This window comes from uncultured Streptococcus sp., from assembly GCF_963516575.1.
Lineage (GTDB): Bacteria > Bacillota > Bacilli > Lactobacillales > Streptococcaceae > Streptococcus.
The window spans coordinates 1-17786 of the sequence record NZ_CAUQCP010000024.1; the positions used below are offsets into that span (position 1 = coordinate 1).

Consider the following 17786-nt stretch of genomic DNA (forward strand, 5'->3'; position numbering starts at 1 on the left):
CAAATGCAACTTTCACAGGTGTAGCTAAACCTGTTAGCGTTCGAATCAAAGATGCAAATGGTACAAAAGTGGATACTACTTATACTCCAACAGTTACAGATGTAACAATGGAAGGTACTCCGAAAGAGACAGAAGCACCACAAGGACAAACACAAACAGGAACACCAGAATTTACAGTATCTAGTCCAGATGTTCGTATTACAGGATATAAATTAATCAATCCGACAACGAATACACCAGTAGATGATGAAGAAATTGATGTTCCAAATCAAGGAACATATAGAATTGATAAAACAACTGGGACAGTTAAGTTTATTCCAAAACCAGGATTCACAGGACCAGCGGATGGAATTAATGTACAAGCAGTGACAGATGTTGGAAAGACACATGAAGCGAAGTACACACCAACAGTAAATCCGTTTGTTATCATTGCTGTGAGTCAAGAGTCTAAAAATATCCAAGGTGTACCGCAAGAAGGAACACCAACCTTTACAATTCCTGAAGATGTCACAAATGCTTCTATTACAAGTCGTAAACTAGTTGATCCATCAGACAACACACCAAAAGACTCTGTAACAGTAGAAGGAAAAGGAACATTTGTAATTGACGAAACTGGAAAAGTAACCTTCACACCAGTACCAAGCTACACAGGTGAAGTACCAGCGATTGAAGTAAAAGCAACAGCAACTGTAACAAATGAGAAGAACGAGACTGCGACAATTACTCAAACAGCAACATACCAACCAGAAATTGTTCCTCTAGAGTTAGGTAAAACACCTGCAACTTCAACAAACTTACAAGGGTTAGAACAAAAAGGAACACCAACATTCACTGGAAGCACAGTAGAAGTAAATGGTGAACAAAAAGAAGTAACGATTAAAGAAAATAGTTACACACTTGTAAAAGATGGAGCTGAAGTAACAACAACTCCTGCATACAAAAAAGGAACAACTGATGTCATTGGTACGTACACAATTGATCCAGCAACTGGAGAAGTAACACTTACACCAACAGATAAAACTTATACAGGTGAAGTAGAACCAGCAGTAGTACAAGCAACAGGATCTAATAATGTAAAAGTACAAACAACGTACACACCAACAATCACTCCAGTAACTCCAACAGCTGAAAAATCTGAAACAAGTGATGTACAAGGAAAAGTACAAACATCACCAATCAAGCTAGATACAGAAGAAACTGGAGACGATAAAGGTAAGACAGTTAACTTTGATAAAGGAACTCAAACAGGACCAAAAGGAGAACGTGTTGAGTTAGATCCTGAAACTCTAACATTATTGGATTCAACAGGTGCAGAAGTAACTAGCGTAACAACACCTCAAGGTAAGTACGAGTTAGACAAAGCTAACAAAACAATTTCGTTCACACCAAATAAAGACTTTGTAGGAACAGCAACACCAGTTAAAGTTCAAATCAAAGATGTGAATGGAACAAAAGTTGAAACAACTTATACTCCAACAGTTACAGATGTCACAATGGAAAGTGTTGATAAGACATCAGAAGCACCACAAGGACAAACACAAACTGGAAAACCAGAATTCACAATTTCAAGTCCAAATGTGCAAATTACAGGATACAAACTAGTAGATCCAGTAAGCAAAACACCTGTAGATAGTACTGAAATCGAAGTTCCAGAACAAGGAACATATAAGATTGACAAGACAACTGGTCAAGTAACATTTATTCCAAAACCAGGATACACAGGAACAACTGATGGAATCACAGTACAAGCAACAGATGAAAACGGAGAAACAAAAGATGCGAAGTATACACCAAAAGTAACTCCATTAACAGTAACTCCAGAAAACAAAACATCTAAAAATATCCAAGGTGTACCACAAGAAGGAACACCAACCTTTACAATTCCAGAAGGTGTACCAAATGCTTCAATTACAAGTCGTAAACTAGTTGATCCATCAGACAACACACCAAAAGACTCTGTAACAGTAGAAGGAAAAGGAACATTTGTAATTGACGAAACTGGAAAAGTAACCTTCACACCAGTACCAAGCTACACAGGTGAAGTACCAGCAATTGAAGTAGAAGCAACAGTAACTGTAACAAACGAGAAGAATGAACCAGCTACAATTACTTCAAAAGCAACATACAAACCAGAAATTGTACCTGTAAAACCAACAGCTGAAAGCTCAACAACAAGCGATGTACAAGGTAAAGTACAAACGTCATCAATCGTGCTAGATACTGAGGAAACTGGAGACGATAAAGGGAAAACTGTTAACTTCAATAAGGGAATTGAACAAGGTCCTAAAGGTGAAAGAACAGAATTAAATCCAGATACATTAACATTATTAAATGAAGCTGGAGAAGAGGTCACTAGCGTAACAACTCCTCAAGGTAAGTATGAATTGGATAAAGCTAATAAAACTATTATCTTTACACCAAATAAAGACTTCGCAGGAGAAGCTACACCAGTTAAAGTTCAAATCAAAGATGCAAATGGAACAAAAGTTGAGACAACTTACACTCCAACTGTTATCGAAGTAACACCAACAGGTAAAGATTCAGCAACGACTGGACCACAAGGAATTGCTCAAACATCACCAATCGTATTCAATCAAAAAGATGAAGCTGATAATACAACAGTAAACTTTGAAACAGGTCATGAAAGAGTTGAATTAAAACAAGATACATTAACATTAGTCAATGGAAATGGTGAAAAAGTTACAACAATTACTGTACCAGAAGTGGGAACATATGAATTGAAAGATGGTGCAATTACCTTTACACCAGTTAAGACATTCACTGGAACAGCTGAAGGAGTAACAGTTCAAGTTGAAGATGAGAATGGTAAAGTTGTTACGAAGAAATACACCCCAACAGTTACCCCAGTAACGCCAGAAGGAACCCCTGCAGAAACTACAGGAATTCAAGGAGCAACACAAGAGGGAACCCCAACATTTAAACCAGGAAACCCTAATGTGCCAATCAATGAAGAAGTAGCCCCAACATTAGAAGGAGCAAATCCTGAAGGAAAAGTTGTAGTACCAGGAGAAGGAACATACACAGTTGACAAAGATGGTAAAGTAACCTTCACTCCAGAACCACAGTTCACAGGAACAGCAAAAGGAGTAACAGTAAAACGTGTAGATAAGAACGGAACACCAGTAACGGCAACATACACCCCAACAGTTACCCCAGTAACACCAACAGGTGAAAATGCTGAAACTGAAGGACCAAAAGCACAACCTCAAACATCACCAATCGTGTTTGATAAGAAAGATGAAGATAACTCTACAGTAAACTTCAACAAAGGTCATGAAAATGTAGCATTAGATCCAACAACTACTACACTAGTAGGAAAAGATGGAAAACCGACAACAGAAGTGAAAGTTCCAGGTGAAGGTACATATACACTAGCAAATAATGTTATTACATTCACACCAGAAAAAGACTTCGTAGGAAAAGCTACTGGAGTTACAGTTCAAGTAAAAGATGCGAACGGAACAAAAGTTGAAAAAACTTACACACCAACAGTTCGCCCAGTTACAACATTTGTAGATGAAGCTGGAAATCCAATTACTGTAGATAAGAATAATACACCAGTTGTACCTGAAGAGGATGGAACACAACCTAAGAAAAATATCTATGGCTATAAATTAGTTCGTACAGAAACTGATAACAAAGGAAATACGAAACATATTTATGAGCCAGCTAAAGGTGAAACTGTTAAAGTAACTTACATTTCAACTACTGGAGAAGTATTGAAAGATTCACAAACAGTACAACCAAAAGACACATTAGTATCAACTGATTATGACGCATCAACTGAAGTCTTAAAACCAGAACGTATTGAAAAAGATGGAAAAGTATATCTACTGAAAGAAAGAAAATCTGATTCAGCTTCTGAAACAGGTAAAGTAAGTGATAAAGAGCAAACTATTACTTATGTATACGAAGAAGTAAAAGAACCAGCACCAAAACAAAACTTCGGTAGCGTAGTAGTACTTTATACGGATAAATTTGGACGTCCAATTTCAGGTATCACAGATACAGGTAAAGAAGTAGGAAGTACTGTTGTGGATACCCCAAATTCACCACTAAATGCTAAATATGATACAACTGACAATAGACCACAAACCATTACTACAAAAGATGGTAAGGTTTATACACTGAAGAAAGTTACGAAAGACTCTGATGCTGAACAATCAGGTGTTAAAGGTAGAACTTCTGTTGTAACTTATGTTTATGAAATCTTAAACAACACAGAAGAATTCCCAGAAGCACACATCGGAGTAGTATTAGTAAACTATGTAGATGAAGAAGGTAACCCAATTTCAGGAAAAACTCCAGAAGGAAAAGATATTCCTAATGTAGTAGTTGACACTGATGCAACATTAGTTGGTGAAAAATATGATACAACTGACAATAAACCTTCAGTCATTATTGCTGCAAACGGTGATGTTTATGAACTTGTAAAAGCTTCAGACACATCTGTTGAAAAAGGTGAAGTTGTAGAAGGTGCAACAATTGTCGACTATGTATACCGTAAAGTAGAAACGAGATTCGTTGATGAAAATGGTAATGTAATTCAATCACCTGAAAAAGGAACGAAAGATAAAGCAACTATTTCTGGCTATACTTTCAAAGAAACGAAGAAAGATAAAAAAGGAAATACAATCCATGTTTACCAAAAAGTTTCAACTCCTCGTGAAGAGAATGAATCTAAAGTGAACAAGCCATCTGAAAAAGTTACATCATCAAATCCATCTACTTCTACACCATCTATTGATTCTGTTTTAACAACGTTTGTAGATGAAAACGGTAATGTGATCATCCATGAAGAAAATGGTTCACATCCGGGTAGAGAAATCGAAGGATATGAGTTGATTGGTATCAAACGAGATTCTATAGGCAATGTTCGTAATATTTATCGTAAGATTCAAACTACAATTCCAGTTGAATCAGTTCAACCAACTACTCCAACTATGCCTGAACAGTCAGCGCAACCAGTTCAGACAGCAGTAGTGAAAGAAGCTGAAGCTAAACGTGAATTGCCTAATACAGGTACAGAAGATCACGCTAACCTTTCAGTACTTGGACTTCTTGGAGTATTGAGCGGATTTGGTCTTGTAGCTCGTAAGAAGAAGGAAGACTAATCTTTCTCAATGCTGTTCATAGTTCTGAATGAACAGATAATCCCCTAAACTGATGAGTCAAATGATTCATCAGTTTTTTGGGAAAATTAGAGAAATGCATAGTAAGAGAGTCATAACAAGGTATATTGAAAAATCTCCAAACTAGTGAACTAAATTTATAGTCTCTAGTTTGGAGATTTTATATTGAACTTTTCTTGTATTGGTTCGGTCTAGGGTAAATGAACATCTAAACTATTTTCATTTTTCTGTTTGGTTTAGTATGACCGATTTCCCTTTACTTTCTATATTTTTGGTAAAAATCAACTTTTACTTGGATGAAGGTTTTGGCTTCACGTAGGAGTTGAAGGAGTGTGGCGCGGGTTTCAAATTCGTCTCTGGTCTTAGGCAGACTGCGGTTGCGAAAAACTTCTAGATAGCGTTCAATTTCATCTAGTAAATCAGAAGCAGGATTGGTCTGGCTAAGTTGACCTGCAATTTTTGAAAAGAGTTGCGCTAAAATCAGACTTTCACTGGCAGCTAGGTGACAGGTATTGATTTGCTGGGCCATATTTCGCAGGATACGACTTTGTCGCTGTCTCATCTCAAAGTAGTGGATATGGTAGTCAGTTTGGTGAAAGAGGTGGTCAGAGTAATCTAGATAGACTAGTCTGAGGGCTTCTTCTAAAAGGGTGTCTAATTCTTCAACCAGCTGTGCTCGGTTGCGTCCATCCCCTCTGGATAAATAATATTTGAAGCGCTGGAGAATATCTTTTAACTTTTCTTCAACCATTGTGTAGTAGAGCTGAATTTTCTTTTCTCGTGAAGGCATGTAGAGATTGACCAGTAGGGCAAACCCTGTACCGATAGCAAAGAGAAGAAATTCATTGACTAGAAGGTCTAGAGAGGTTGACTCTTGCACCAAGATATGGCTAACCAAAACGCTACTTGGTGTGATGCCAATTTCCCAGCCCATCTTGTAGGCTAGAGGCACATAGAGGGCAAGATAGAGGCCAAGACTCCAGATATGAAATCCGCTCAAGTGAAAAGCAAAAACACCGATAGCCAGAGCTAGGAGCATGGAAAAAAGACGATTGCGAGCCAGTTTTAAGGTACTTCTACGAGTATCGGATAGGCTTAAGAGGGCGATGATTCCAGCCGAGACAGCTGAGGAGAGATTGAGAAAATAAGCAAGAAGGCAGGCAAGACAGGTAGCTAAGATGAGCTTGGTCGTACGTTGGCTAATAGACATATGAAATTCCTAGTAAGTTAGAATAAAAGCGGAAAAGACAAGACCTGAGTAGGCTTGCCTTTATGAGTTATTTTTTGCGGGCTGCTGCGTATTCGGCAACGGCGGTAAAGAGGACATCTGTCGAAGAGTTGAGGGCTGTTTCACATGAGTCTTGGATGACACCAATCACAAATCCAACCCCAACCACTTGCATGGCAATATCGTTAGAAATACCAAAAAGGCTACAAGCAACTGGGATAAGAAGGAGGGATCCTCCGGCAATACCAGAAGCACCACAGGCTGAGATTGCTGCTACTACACTAAGGACAAAGGCTGTCGCAAAGTCAACAGGGATTCCAAGAGTGTTAACTGCAGCAAGGGTCAAAATGTTGATGGTAATCGCTGCTCCGGCCATATTGATAGTAGAACCAAGTGGGATAGAAACTGAATAGGTATCTGGATCTAGTCCAAGGTCGTGGCAAAGTTTCATATTGACAGGGATGTTAGCTGCAGAACTACGAGTGAAGAAGGCTGTCACACCGCTGACACGCAAACATTTCCAAACGAGGGGATAAGGGTTGCTCTTCATAAAGAGGAAGGCAATCAATGGATTGACAACCAGAGCTACAAAGAACATGGTTGTCACCAAGAGGGCAAGCAAGATTCCATAGTTGGCTAGGCTTCCGATTCCCTTATCAGAAATAGTTTTAAAGACAAGGCCTAGGATTCCAAATGGAGCTAGGTTGATAATCCATTCGACAATCTTAGAAGTCACATCAGCTATGGTGTTCAGCAATTCTTTACTATTTTTGCTGGCTTCTCTCATAGCAATACCGAAAATCACTGCCCATGATAGGATACCAATGTAGTTGGCTGTGACAAGGGCATTGACTGGATTGTCAACAAGTTTGAGCAAGAGGTTGCTGAGGACCTGTCCAATCCCATCTGGTGGAGCAATATCGGTATTAGCACTATTTAGGGTAATTTCAACAGGTACGATGAAACTTGCTAGTACAGCGATAAGGGCAGCGGCAAAGGTTCCCACCAAATAAAGGAAGATAACCGTTTTCATATTGCTATCTTGCCCCTTTTGATGTTGGGAAAGGGCATTGGCAACGAGGGCAAAGACCAGAATCGGTGCGATGGCTTTGAGGCCACCAACAAAGAGATCTCCTAGCAGTCCAATTCCTGAAATGTTAGGAAATGTCAGTCCTAGGGTTCCTCCAATAAGCATACCAATCAAGATACGTTTGATCAGACTAGCCTTATTCCAAGCATGAATGAGTTTTTTCATAATAACCTCCTTATACTCTTCGAAAATCTCTTCAAACCACGTCAGCTTCACCTTGCCGTAGGTATGGTTATTGACTTCGTCAGTTCTATTCACAACCTCAAAACGGTGTTTTGAGCAGCCTGCGGCTAGCTTCCTAGTTTGCTCTTTGATTTTCATTGAGTATTAGTTGTGTAATGTTTATGATTATAGTATAAATATGAACTAAAATCAAGAATTTTCTGTCTATTTTTGAAATTATTTTTGAATATTTATGGAGAATGACACTTTATGAAAGTGTGGTATAATAAATGAAAGGAGTTTTCTATGCAAGAATTTATTCAAACCTATCTCAATAAGATTGATATTACAGCGATTATCGAGAATATCTTGACCAAGATACTTTCTCTTTTATTCTTATTTTTACTCTTCTACATAGCTAAAAAACTGCTTCATACCATGGTGCAGAGAGTTGTCAAACCCTCTTTAAAAATGTCTCGTCACGATGTCGGGCGTCAGAAAACCATCTCACGTTTATTAGAGAATGTGTTTAATTATACCCTTTATTTCTTTTTGCTTTACTGTATCTTGTCTATTTTGGGTTTGCCAGTTTCTAGTTTGCTGGCAGGTGCTGGGATTGCTGGGGTGGCTATTGGGATGGGAGCACAAGGTTTTCTGTCTGATGTCATCAATGGCTTTTTCATCCTTTTTGAACGTCAACTGGATGTGGGAGATGAGGTCGTTCTGACAAATGGTCCTATTACTGTATCGGGCAAGGTGGTTAGTGTTGGCATTCGAACAACGCAACTCAGAGGAGAAGACCAGGTTCTGCACTTCGTACCCAATCGGAATATCACCGTCGTCAGCAATTTCTCTCGGACAGACCAGGCCTGAAATTTTAGCAGATTTATGGTACAATAGAAAGAGTTTGGTAAAGGAGAGAAGATGTTTTTAGAAAAACAGTTGGGCAATGGTTGTACCTGGATTAACCTAGATTTGGACAAGTTGAAAAAACTAGAGGATCTTTCTGAAATCTACGGTTTGGACAAGGAAACCATCGAATATGCGCTGGATAGAAATGAGCGTGCCCACATGGATTATCACCGTGAAAATGGGACGGTAACCTTTATCTACAATGTCTTGAACTTGAAAAAGGATAAGGCCTACTACGAAGCCTTTCCCATGACCTTTATCGTGGAACATCGTCGCCTGATTACCATTAGTAATACCAAGAACGCCTATGTCATTGAACAGATGACCCGTTATCTGGAGAGTCATGACACGCTTTCGATTTACAAGTTTCTCTTTGCCAGTCTGGAAATCATCAGCAATGCCTACTATCCTGTCATCGAGCAGATGGACAAGAGTAAGGATGAGGTTAATGGCCTCTTGCGCCAGCGGACGACTAAGAAAAACCTCTTTGCCCTTTCCGACTTGGAGACTGGTATGGTTTACCTCACTGCAGCTGCCAAGCAAAATCGCATGTTGCTGGAGCATATCCAAGGACATGCCCTCTATCGCAGTTTTAACGAGATTGAGAGGGAGCAGTTTGATGATGCCATGATTGAGGCTCATCAGCTGGTGTCCATGACGGATTTGATTTCTCAAGTCCTCCAACAACTATCAGCATCTTACAACAACATTCTAAACAATAATCTGAATGATAATTTGACAACCTTGACCATCATTTCAGTCTTGCTAGCGGTTTTGGCAGTAGTGACAGGCTTTTTCGGAATGAATGTTCCCCTACCTTTAACAGATGAACCCCATGCTTGGCTCTACATTAGTTTAGCCAGTGCTGGGTTGTGGATTGTCCTGTCATTATTGCTAAGGAAAATTGCGAAAAAAAGTTAAGAAAAGGAGCCAGAATGGCGATTGAAAACTATATGCCAGATTTTGCTGTGGAAGCAGTCTATGATCTGACAGTTCCAAGCCTGCAGTCGCAGGGAATCAAGGCTGTTTTGGTCGATTTGGATAATACCCTCATAGCTTGGAATAATCCTGACGGGACGCCAGAGATGAAGCAATGGCTACATGAACTTCAGGATGCGGGCATTCGCATTATCGTGGTATCAAATAACACCAAAAAACGCGTCCAACGAGCAGTTGAGAAGTTTGGAATTAATTACGTTTACTGGGCATTGAAGCCCTTCACATTTGGGATTGATCGTGCCATGAAGGAATTCCACTATGAGAAAAAGGAAGTGGTCATGGTTGGCGACCAGCTTATGACAGATATTCGCGCAGCCCACCGTGCTGGCATTCGCTCGATTTTAGTCAAACCCTTGGTCCAACATGACTCGATCAAAACGCAGATTAACCGAGCTCGTGAGCGTCGTGTCATGCGAAAAATCACTGAAAAGTACGGACCGATTACATATAAAAAAGGAATTTAACTATGGAAGAAATTCTCTGTATTGGTTGTGGAGCAACCATTCAGACGACAGACAAGGCTGGTCTTGGTTTTACTCCCCAGTCGGCACTTGAAAAAGGTTTGGAGACTGGCGAAGTCTATTGCCAACGCTGTTTCCGTCTCCGCCACTACAATGAAATCACAGATGTCCAGTTGACGGACGATGATTTCCTCAAGCTCTTGCACGAGGTGGGAGACAGTGATGCCTTAGTGGTCAATGTCATTGATATCTTTGATTTTAATGGCTCTGTCATCCCAGGCTTGCCACATTTTGTATCGGGCAATGATGTCCTTTTGGTGGGAAATAAAAAAGATATCCTGCCCAAGTCAGTTAAACCGGGCAAGATTAGCCAGTGGCTCATGGAACGTGCCCATGAAGAAGGGCTTCGTCCTGTTGATGTCGTCCTAACTTCAGCTCAAAACAAACATGCCATTAAGGAAGTCATTGACAAAATCGAGCACTACCGTAAGGGCCGCGATGTCTATGTGGTCGGTGTGACCAACGTTGGAAAATCAACCCTTATCAATGCTATTATTCAAGAAATTACGGGTGACCAGAACGTGATTACAACTTCACGTTTCCCAGGAACAACCTTGGACAAGATTGAGATTCCGCTTGACGACGGATCTTATATTTACGATACGCCGGGCATCATCCACCGTCACCAGATGGCCCATTACTTGACGGCCAAAAATCTCAAGTATGTCAGCCCTAAAAAGGAAATAAAGCCTAAAACCTATCAGCTCAATCCTGAACAAACCCTGTTTCTAGGTGGTCTCGGACGATTTGATTTCATTGCGGGTGAAAAGCAAGGTTTCACAGCCTTCTTTGACAATGAACTCAAATTGCATCGTACCAAGCTTGAAGGAGCCAGTGCCTTTTATGATAAGCACGTCGGAACCCTTTTGACACCACCAAATAGCAAGGAAAAAGAAGATTTTCCAAAACTGCTTGAGCATGTATTTAACATCAAGGACAAGACAGACCTAGTCATCTCAGGACTCGGCTGGATCCGCGTAACAGGCACAGCAAAAGTCGCCGTCTGGGCACCAGAAGGCGTCGCCGTCGTCACACGAAAAGCAATTATTTAAACACAGAAAGGAAAGGGTTTTCTGAACTCGGACGAGCAGGGCGAACCCCATAGAGAATACTTTTCGCCGTGGTGTTAGTTGGTACAAGTGATTGTACCAACTGCGGAAAATTTGAGACCTTAGGCTCAAATTTTAGTCATGAAAGTCCAAAGGACTTTGCTGACGTCCGTCACCACTTCAGAAAAGTATAAAAAGAAACTCTTTTAAAGAAATTATGTCATTAACATCAAAACAACGTGCCTTCCTCAACAGCCAGGCACACACCCTCAAACCCATCATCCAAATAGGGAAAAATGGCCTCAACGACCAAATCAAAACCAGTGTTCGTCAAGCACTTGATGCACGCGAATTGATTAAGGTGACTCTTTTGCAAAACACCGATGAAAATATCCACGAAGTAGCTGAAATTTTGGAAGAAGAAATCGGTGTGGATACAGTCCAAAAAATCGGACGTATCTTGATTTTGTATAAACAATCCAGCAAGAAAGAGAATCGCAAGATTTCCAAGAAAGTCAAAGAAATCTAAAACCATACTCCAAACAGCTGTTTTACAGAGAATTGAAGGAGACTAGCCTATGGCAATCGAATTATTGACTCCCTTTACCAAGGTAGAGTTGGAGCCAGAAATCAAGGAGAAAAAACGTAAACAAGTCGGGATTTTAGGGGGGAATTTTAACCCTGTTCATAATGCCCATCTGATTGTTGCGGACCAAGTACGGCAACAGTTGGGACTGGACCAAGTTCTACTCATGCCTGAATACCAACCTCCTCATGTAGATAAAAAGGAAACCATCCCTGAGCACCATCGCCTCAAGATGATTGAGTTGGCGATTGAGGGGATTGAAGGTCTGGACATTGAAACCATTGAGCTAGAGCGCAAGGGCATTTCCTATACCTACGACACCATGAAAATCTTGACAGAGCAACATCCAGACACGGATTATTACTTCATTATCGGTGCCGACATGGTGGACTATCTGCCTAAGTGGTATCGAATTGATGAGCTGGTCGACATGGTTCAGTTTGTGGGGGTTCAGCGCCCACGCTACAAGGCAGGGACTTCCTATCCCGTTATCTGGGTGGATGTGCCTCTCATGGATATCTCGTCCAGCATGGTGCGTGATATCCTTGCCCAAGGTCGGAAGCCAAACTTTCTCCTACCTCAGCCTGTGCTAGACTACATCGAGAAGGAGGGGCTCTACTGATGGCCTATCAAGACTATATCAACTGCTCTCGTGAGGCTTTGTTGGAAAAAATGGCAGAGCTTCTGCCTGAAAAACGGTTAACCCATTGCTTGGGTGTGGAGCGTGCAGCCATAGAACTGGCTCAGCGATTTGGAGTCGATTCTGAGAAAGCAGGTCTTGCAGGTCTTCTGCATGACTATGCTAAGAAGCTGTCAGATCAGGAGTTTTTAGACTTGATTGACCGTTATCAGCTAGACCCTGACCTCAAAAACTGGGGTAATAATGTCTGGCATGGTATGGTCGGAATTTACAAGATTCAAGAAGACTTGGATTTGCATGATTCTGAAATTATACGAGCTATTGAAATCCATACAGTTGGGGCTGGTCAGATGACCTATCTTGATAAGATAATCTATGTCGCAGACTATATCGAGCACAATCGTGTCTTTCCAGGAGTGGATGTGGCACGTGAGATTGCAAGTCTATCGCTTGATAAGGCAGTGGCCTACGAAACAGCTCGTACCGTGGAGCATCTAGCTCATCAGGGATTCCCTATCTATCCCCAAACCCTTGAAACCTATAACGCCTTTGTGCACTATTTGAAAGAGGACTAAATGAAGACGGCTTTTATTATTATTGATGTACAAAATATTTTAGTGGAAACAGGTTTTAAGACAGAGAGACTATTGGAAAAAATTTCTTATTTACAAAACCAAGCTAGAAGCAAGAATATTGAAATTATCTATGTTCAACATATTGAGAACTCTGAAGCTCAAACATCAGAAGATTGGCAGTTATCTGCGCTTTTAAATCGAAAACCTGATGAAAAGGTCTTTCAGAAGAAGTATAACAGTATTTTCAAAGAAACTGGCTTAAAAGAATACTTGGATAAACAGGGGATTGAAAAATTAGTTTTATGTGGTATGCAGACAGAATATTGTGTGGATACCTCTGTCAAGGTTGCCTTTGAATATGGCTATCAGCTTATTATTCCAGAAGGAACTTGCACAACGTTTGATGTGGATGACATTCCAGCAGAAACGATAAATGAATTTTATGAGGGCATTTGGGAGGGGCGCTTTGCAGATGTCCTAGATTACAAACATATTTTCTAGAAAGAGGACTAAATGAACGAAAAAGAATTACTAGAACTAGTCGTGAAAGCGGCTGATGAGAAACGTGCGGAGGATATCCTCGCACTTGATGTACAAGATTTGACTAGCGTGACGGACTACTTTGTTATCACTAGTTCAATGAATAGCCGTCAGTTGGACGCTATCGCTGATAACATCCGTGAAAAAGTAGCGGATGCAGGTTTTAAAGGTAGCCATATCGAAGGTGATGCAGCTGGAGGCTGGGTCTTGCTAGACCTCGGTGGGGTTGTTGTGCATATCTTCTCAGAAGAAATGCGTTCCCACTATAACCTGGAAAAACTATGGCATGAGGCGGATTCTGTAGACTTATCTGAAACTTTATAGTCTTTTCCTTTATCTTTTATTACGGCGTTAACTCGTTTTGCCTAACTCCAGTTATGCCTGCAACTCGTTGCCTAGTACTAAAAGCAAACGAAAAGACTATAGTGTACAATTGAACTCAGTTGCAATCAACTGGGTTTCTTTGCTTATTTTAGAAAATTGATGGAAAGGTAAAGAGCGAGTGGTGTTTGCCATGGAGGCTCTTGGTATCATGATTATGGCAACTTATGAAACCTTTGCGGCGGTCTATGATGCGGTCATGGACGACAGTTTATACGATAGATGGACGGATTTTTCGCTTCGTCATTTGCCTAAGACCAAGGAGAGAAAGAAACTCTTGGAACTGGCTTGTGGGACAGGAATTCAATCTGTGCGCTTCTCTCAGGCTGGTTTTGATGTGACTGGTCTTGATTTGAGTGCGGATATGTTGAAAATTGCCGAAAAGAGAGGGGCTTCCGCCAAGCAAAAGATTGAATTTATTGAAGGCAATATGCTGGATTTGTCCAAGTCAGGTCAATATGATTTTGTCACGTGTTATTCGGACTCTATCTGCTATATGCAGGATGAGGTGGAAGTAGGGGACGTCTTTAAGGAAGTCTATAATGCCCTCAACGAAGATGGCATCTTCATCTTTGATGTGCATTCGACCTACCAGACAGATGAAGTTTTTCCAGGCTATTCCTACCATGAAAATGCGGAAGATTTTGCCATGCTATGGGATACCTACGAGGACGCGGCTCCTCACTCCATCGTGCATGAGTTGACCTTTTTTATCAAGGAGGCGGACGGTTCCTTTAGTCGCCACGATGAAGTGCATGAGGAGCGGACTTATGAGGTTCTGACCTATGATATCTTGCTGGAACAGGCTGGTTTCAAATCTTTCAAACTCTATGCAGACTTTGAAGACAAGGAGCCAACAGAAACTAGCACCCGTTGGTTTTTTGTCGCGCAGAAGTAGGAGATTATCATGACCATCACAGGTATTATCGCGGAGTTTAATCCCTTTCATAATGGGCATAAATACCTGCTAAATCAGGCTGAGGGGCTGAAAATCGTGGCTATGTCAGGGAATTTCATGCAGCGTGGAGAACCTGCTATCGTAGACAAGTGGACAAGGGCCCAGATGGCTCTGGAAAATGGCGCAGATTTGGTAGTAGAATTGCCCTTTTTAGTCAGTGTTCAGGCAGCAGATTTCTTTGGTCAAGGAGCTGTGGATATCTTAGCTCAGTTAGGGATTGATAACTTAGCCTTTGGGACGGAGGAAGTTCTGGATTACCAGAAAATCGCTGACTTATACACAGAGAAAGGTGCTGAGATGGAGAAATTTGTGGAAAATTTGCCTGATTCCCTTTCCTATCCCCAGAAAACCCAAGCTATGTGGAAGGAATTTGCAGGTCTTGATTTTTCAGGCAATACGCCCAATCATGTTCTTGCTCTTGCCTATGCCAAGGCGGTTGCGGGACGCAACATCAGACTTCATCCGATTCAGCGTCAGGGGGCTGGTTACCATTCTGTCGACAAGGATGTGGACTTTGCCTCGGCGACAGCCCTCCGTCAGCACCAGAAGGACCAAGACTTCTTAGAACGCTTTATGCCATCTGTTGCTCTCTTTGAGCAGGCTAATAAGGTGAGTTGGGACGACTATTTTCCTTTGCTCCGCTATCAAATCTTGTCCAATCCCGACCTAACCACCATCTATCAGGTTAATCAAGAAATGGCTGTGCGCATTAATGAAGCTATTAAAACAGCACACTCTGTAGAAGAATTAGTCGAGGCGGTTGCGACCAAACGATATACCAAAGCGCGTGTCAGACGCCTATTGACCTATATCTTGGTGCAGGCTAGAGAAAATGACTTGCCAGAAGTGATTCATGTTCTTGCCTTTACCGAAAAAGGCAGGCAACATCTCAAGTCTTTGAAAGGACAGGTCAATCTAGTCAGCCGAATTGGCAAAGAACCGTGGGATTCCATGACTCAAAAGGCAGACCAGATTTACCAACTGGGGAATCCAAGTATAGCAGAACAGAATTTTGGAAGAGTACCGATTAGAATAGAAACAAACTAAGTCTACTGCGAAGTAGGCTTTTTCTCAAATCTCTACTAAAACTACGATTTCTAAGAAATAGAGATTGTACTAATAAATTATAGTTGATTAAACACCACATTCCCCAAAACATATTCTATTTTAGGTTTGTGAAAATCACTTTTTTATGGTAGAATGTAAAAGAATGTATGTCATTCGGAATAACAATAAAATGAGGTAAAAACATGGAAATCATGTCGCTTGCGATTGCTGTTTTTGCCGTCATCATTGGTTTAGTCATTGGATATGTCGGCATCTCAGCTAAGATGAAATCATCTCAGGAAGCTGCAGAGTTGATGCTTTTAAATGCTGAACAAGAAGCAACTAATTTACGTGGACAAGCTGAGCGTGAAGCAGATTTACTTGTTAATGAAGCCAAACGTGAAAGCAAGTCTCTTAAAAAAGAAGCACTATTGGAGGCCAAAGAAGAAGCCAGAAAATACCGTGAAGAAGTGGACGCTGAATTCAAATCAGAACGTCAAGAACTCAAACAAATCGAAAGTCGTTTGACCGAGAGAGCTACTAGCCTCGACCGTAAAGACGACAATTTGACGAGTAAAGAACAAACACTTGAACAAAAAGAACAAAGTATTTCTGATAGAGCGAAAAACCTTGATGCGCGTGAAGAGCAATTAGAGGAAGTCGAAAGACAAAAAGAAGCAGAGTTAGAGCGTATTGGTGCTCTGTCTCAGGCAGAAGCACGAGATATTATCTTGGCTCAGACAGAGGAAAACTTGACCAAGGAGATTGCTAGCCGTATTCGCGAAGCTGAGCAAGAGGTCAAGGAACGTTCTGACAAAATGGCCAAGGACATCTTAGTTCAAGCTATGCAACGTATTGCTGGTGAATATGTAGCGGAGTCAACAAACTCAACAGTTCATCTACCAGATGATACAATGAAGGGACGTATTATTGGTCGTGAAGGTCGCAACATTCGCACCTTTGAAAGTTTGACAGGGGTTGATGTGATTATCGACGATACACCAGAAGTGGTGACCTTGTCAGGTTTTGATCCGATTCGTCGCGAGATTGCCCGTATGACTATGGAAATGTTGCTCAAAGATGGTCGTATTCATCCAGCCCGTATCGAAGAGTTGGTTGAGAAAAACCGTCAAGAGATTGACAATAAAATCCGTGAATACGGTGAGGCTGCTGCCTATGAGATTGGTGCGCCGAACCTTCATCCAGATTTGATGAAGATTATGGGACGTTTGCAGTTCCGTACTTCTTATGGACAAAATGTCTTGCGCCATTCGATTGAGGTTGCTAAGTTGGCTGGTATCATGGCGAGTGAGCTTGGTGAAAATGCGGCTCTTGCCCGTCGTGCTGGATTCCTTCACGATATCGGAAAAGCTATTGACCGCGAGGTTGAGGGTAGCCACGTTGAAATCGGTATGGAATTGGCACGTAAGTACAAGGAACACCCAGTTGTGGTGAATACCATTGCTAGTCACCACGGCGATGTTGAAGCTGAAAGCGTGATCGCAGTTATCGTCGCTGCGGCAGATGCCTTGAGCGCAGCCCGTCCAGGTGCTCGCAGTGAGTCTCTTGAAAGCTATATCAAGCGTCTTCATGATTTGGAAGAAATTGCGAACGGCTTTGAAGGAGTGCAAACTAGCTTTGCCCTTCAAGCAGGACGTGAAATCCGCATCATGGTCAATCCAGGACAAATCAAGGACGACAAAGTCACAATCTTGGCTCACAAAGTTCGTGAGAAAATTGAAAACAATCTCGATTACCCAGGAAATATCAAGGTAACCGTGATTCGTGAACTTCGTGCAGTAGATTATGCTAAATAAATAAGAAAGAGCAGTTGAAAAATTACTGCTTTTTTGTTACACTAGATAGAAAGACTGTAAAGGATAATCTGGCTTTTTGCCATTATTCTAGAGAAATGTTATTTCACAGACTGACTAAAAGGAGACAC

General features: G+C 41.2%; 15 protein-coding genes. 13 read left to right on the forward strand and 2 right to left on the reverse strand.

The features are described from left to right. Nucleotides 1–5135: MucBP domain-containing protein (locus RWM06_RS05450; RefSeq protein ID WP_313970386.1), on the forward strand; the 5135-nt coding region annotated here is incomplete at its 5' end. Between the two features lie 274 nt (nucleotides 5136–5409). Here RWM06_RS05450 and RWM06_RS05455 read toward each other — a convergent pair. Beyond that, a complete protein-coding gene (locus tag RWM06_RS05455) occupies nucleotides 5410–6363 on the reverse strand; it encodes an aromatic acid exporter family protein (protein WP_313970387.1) in 954 nt (317 codons plus the stop codon). 67 nt (nucleotides 6364–6430) lie between these two features. Next, nucleotides 6431–7636, reverse strand: a complete 1206-nt coding sequence (sstT, locus tag RWM06_RS05460; protein WP_313970407.1) for a serine/threonine transporter SstT — start codon at nucleotides 7634–7636, stop codon at nucleotides 6431–6433. 303 nt (nucleotides 7637–7939) lie between these two features. Here sstT and RWM06_RS05465 point away from each other — a divergent pair, with 303 nt between their 5' ends. The 12 genes from RWM06_RS05465 (at nucleotide 7940) to RWM06_RS05520 (ending at nucleotide 17658) form a co-directional block, all read left to right on the forward strand. Then, nucleotides 7940–8506: a mechanosensitive ion channel family protein gene (locus RWM06_RS05465; RefSeq protein WP_102210432.1), complete on the forward strand. Its 567-nt coding sequence runs from the start codon at nucleotides 7940–7942 to the stop codon at nucleotides 8504–8506. Between the two features lie 51 nt (nucleotides 8507–8557). Next, complete coding sequence (locus tag RWM06_RS05470; protein WP_033678022.1) at nucleotides 8558–9466, forward strand: magnesium transporter CorA family protein; 909 nt, start codon at nucleotides 8558–8560, stop codon at nucleotides 9464–9466. A gap of 14 nt (nucleotides 9467–9480) precedes the next feature. Further along, on the forward strand, nucleotides 9481–10008 hold the full coding sequence (locus RWM06_RS05475; protein WP_313970388.1) for a YqeG family HAD IIIA-type phosphatase: 528 nt from the start codon (nucleotides 9481–9483) through the stop codon (nucleotides 10006–10008). Between the two features lie 2 nt (nucleotides 10009–10010). Then, complete coding sequence (gene yqeH, locus RWM06_RS05480; RefSeq protein WP_313970389.1) at nucleotides 10011–11117, forward strand: ribosome biogenesis GTPase YqeH; 1107 nt, start codon at nucleotides 10011–10013, stop codon at nucleotides 11115–11117. Between the two features lie 214 nt (nucleotides 11118–11331). Next, nucleotides 11332–11643, forward strand: coding sequence for a ribosome assembly RNA-binding protein YhbY (gene yhbY / locus RWM06_RS05485; protein ID WP_000060171.1), 312 nt, complete (start codon nucleotides 11332–11334; stop codon nucleotides 11641–11643). A gap of 49 nt (nucleotides 11644–11692) precedes the next feature. After that, the gene (locus RWM06_RS05490) at nucleotides 11693–12322 is read left to right on the forward strand and encodes a nicotinate-nucleotide adenylyltransferase (protein WP_313970390.1); all 630 of its coding nucleotides are present in this window, start codon (nucleotides 11693–11695) and stop codon (nucleotides 12320–12322) included. Further along, nucleotides 12322–12915, forward strand: coding sequence for a bis(5'-nucleosyl)-tetraphosphatase (symmetrical) YqeK (gene yqeK / locus RWM06_RS05495; RefSeq protein WP_301352100.1), 594 nt, complete (start codon nucleotides 12322–12324; stop codon nucleotides 12913–12915). The genes RWM06_RS05490 and yqeK overlap by 1 nt, the downstream gene beginning before the upstream one ends. Continuing rightward, complete coding sequence (locus RWM06_RS05500) at nucleotides 12916–13416, forward strand: cysteine hydrolase family protein (RefSeq protein WP_313970391.1); 501 nt, start codon at nucleotides 12916–12918, stop codon at nucleotides 13414–13416. It abuts the gene before it with no gap. Between the two features lie 12 nt (nucleotides 13417–13428). Beyond that, entirely contained in the window at nucleotides 13429–13779 is a 351-nt protein-coding gene (rsfS, locus tag RWM06_RS05505) for a ribosome silencing factor (RefSeq protein WP_313970392.1), read from the forward strand. A 214-nt stretch (nucleotides 13780–13993) separates the two neighbouring features. After that, nucleotides 13994–14734, forward strand: coding sequence for a class I SAM-dependent methyltransferase (locus RWM06_RS05510; RefSeq protein WP_313970408.1), 741 nt, complete (start codon nucleotides 13994–13996; stop codon nucleotides 14732–14734). A gap of 9 nt (nucleotides 14735–14743) precedes the next feature. Continuing rightward, nucleotides 14744–15841, forward strand: a complete 1098-nt coding sequence (locus RWM06_RS05515) for a nucleotidyltransferase (RefSeq protein WP_313970393.1) — start codon at nucleotides 14744–14746, stop codon at nucleotides 15839–15841. 203 nt (nucleotides 15842–16044) lie between these two features. After that, nucleotides 16045–17658: a ribonuclease Y gene (locus RWM06_RS05520; protein WP_313970394.1), complete on the forward strand. Its 1614-nt coding sequence runs from the start codon at nucleotides 16045–16047 to the stop codon at nucleotides 17656–17658. The last annotated feature ends 128 nt before the right edge of the window (nucleotides 17659–17786 follow it).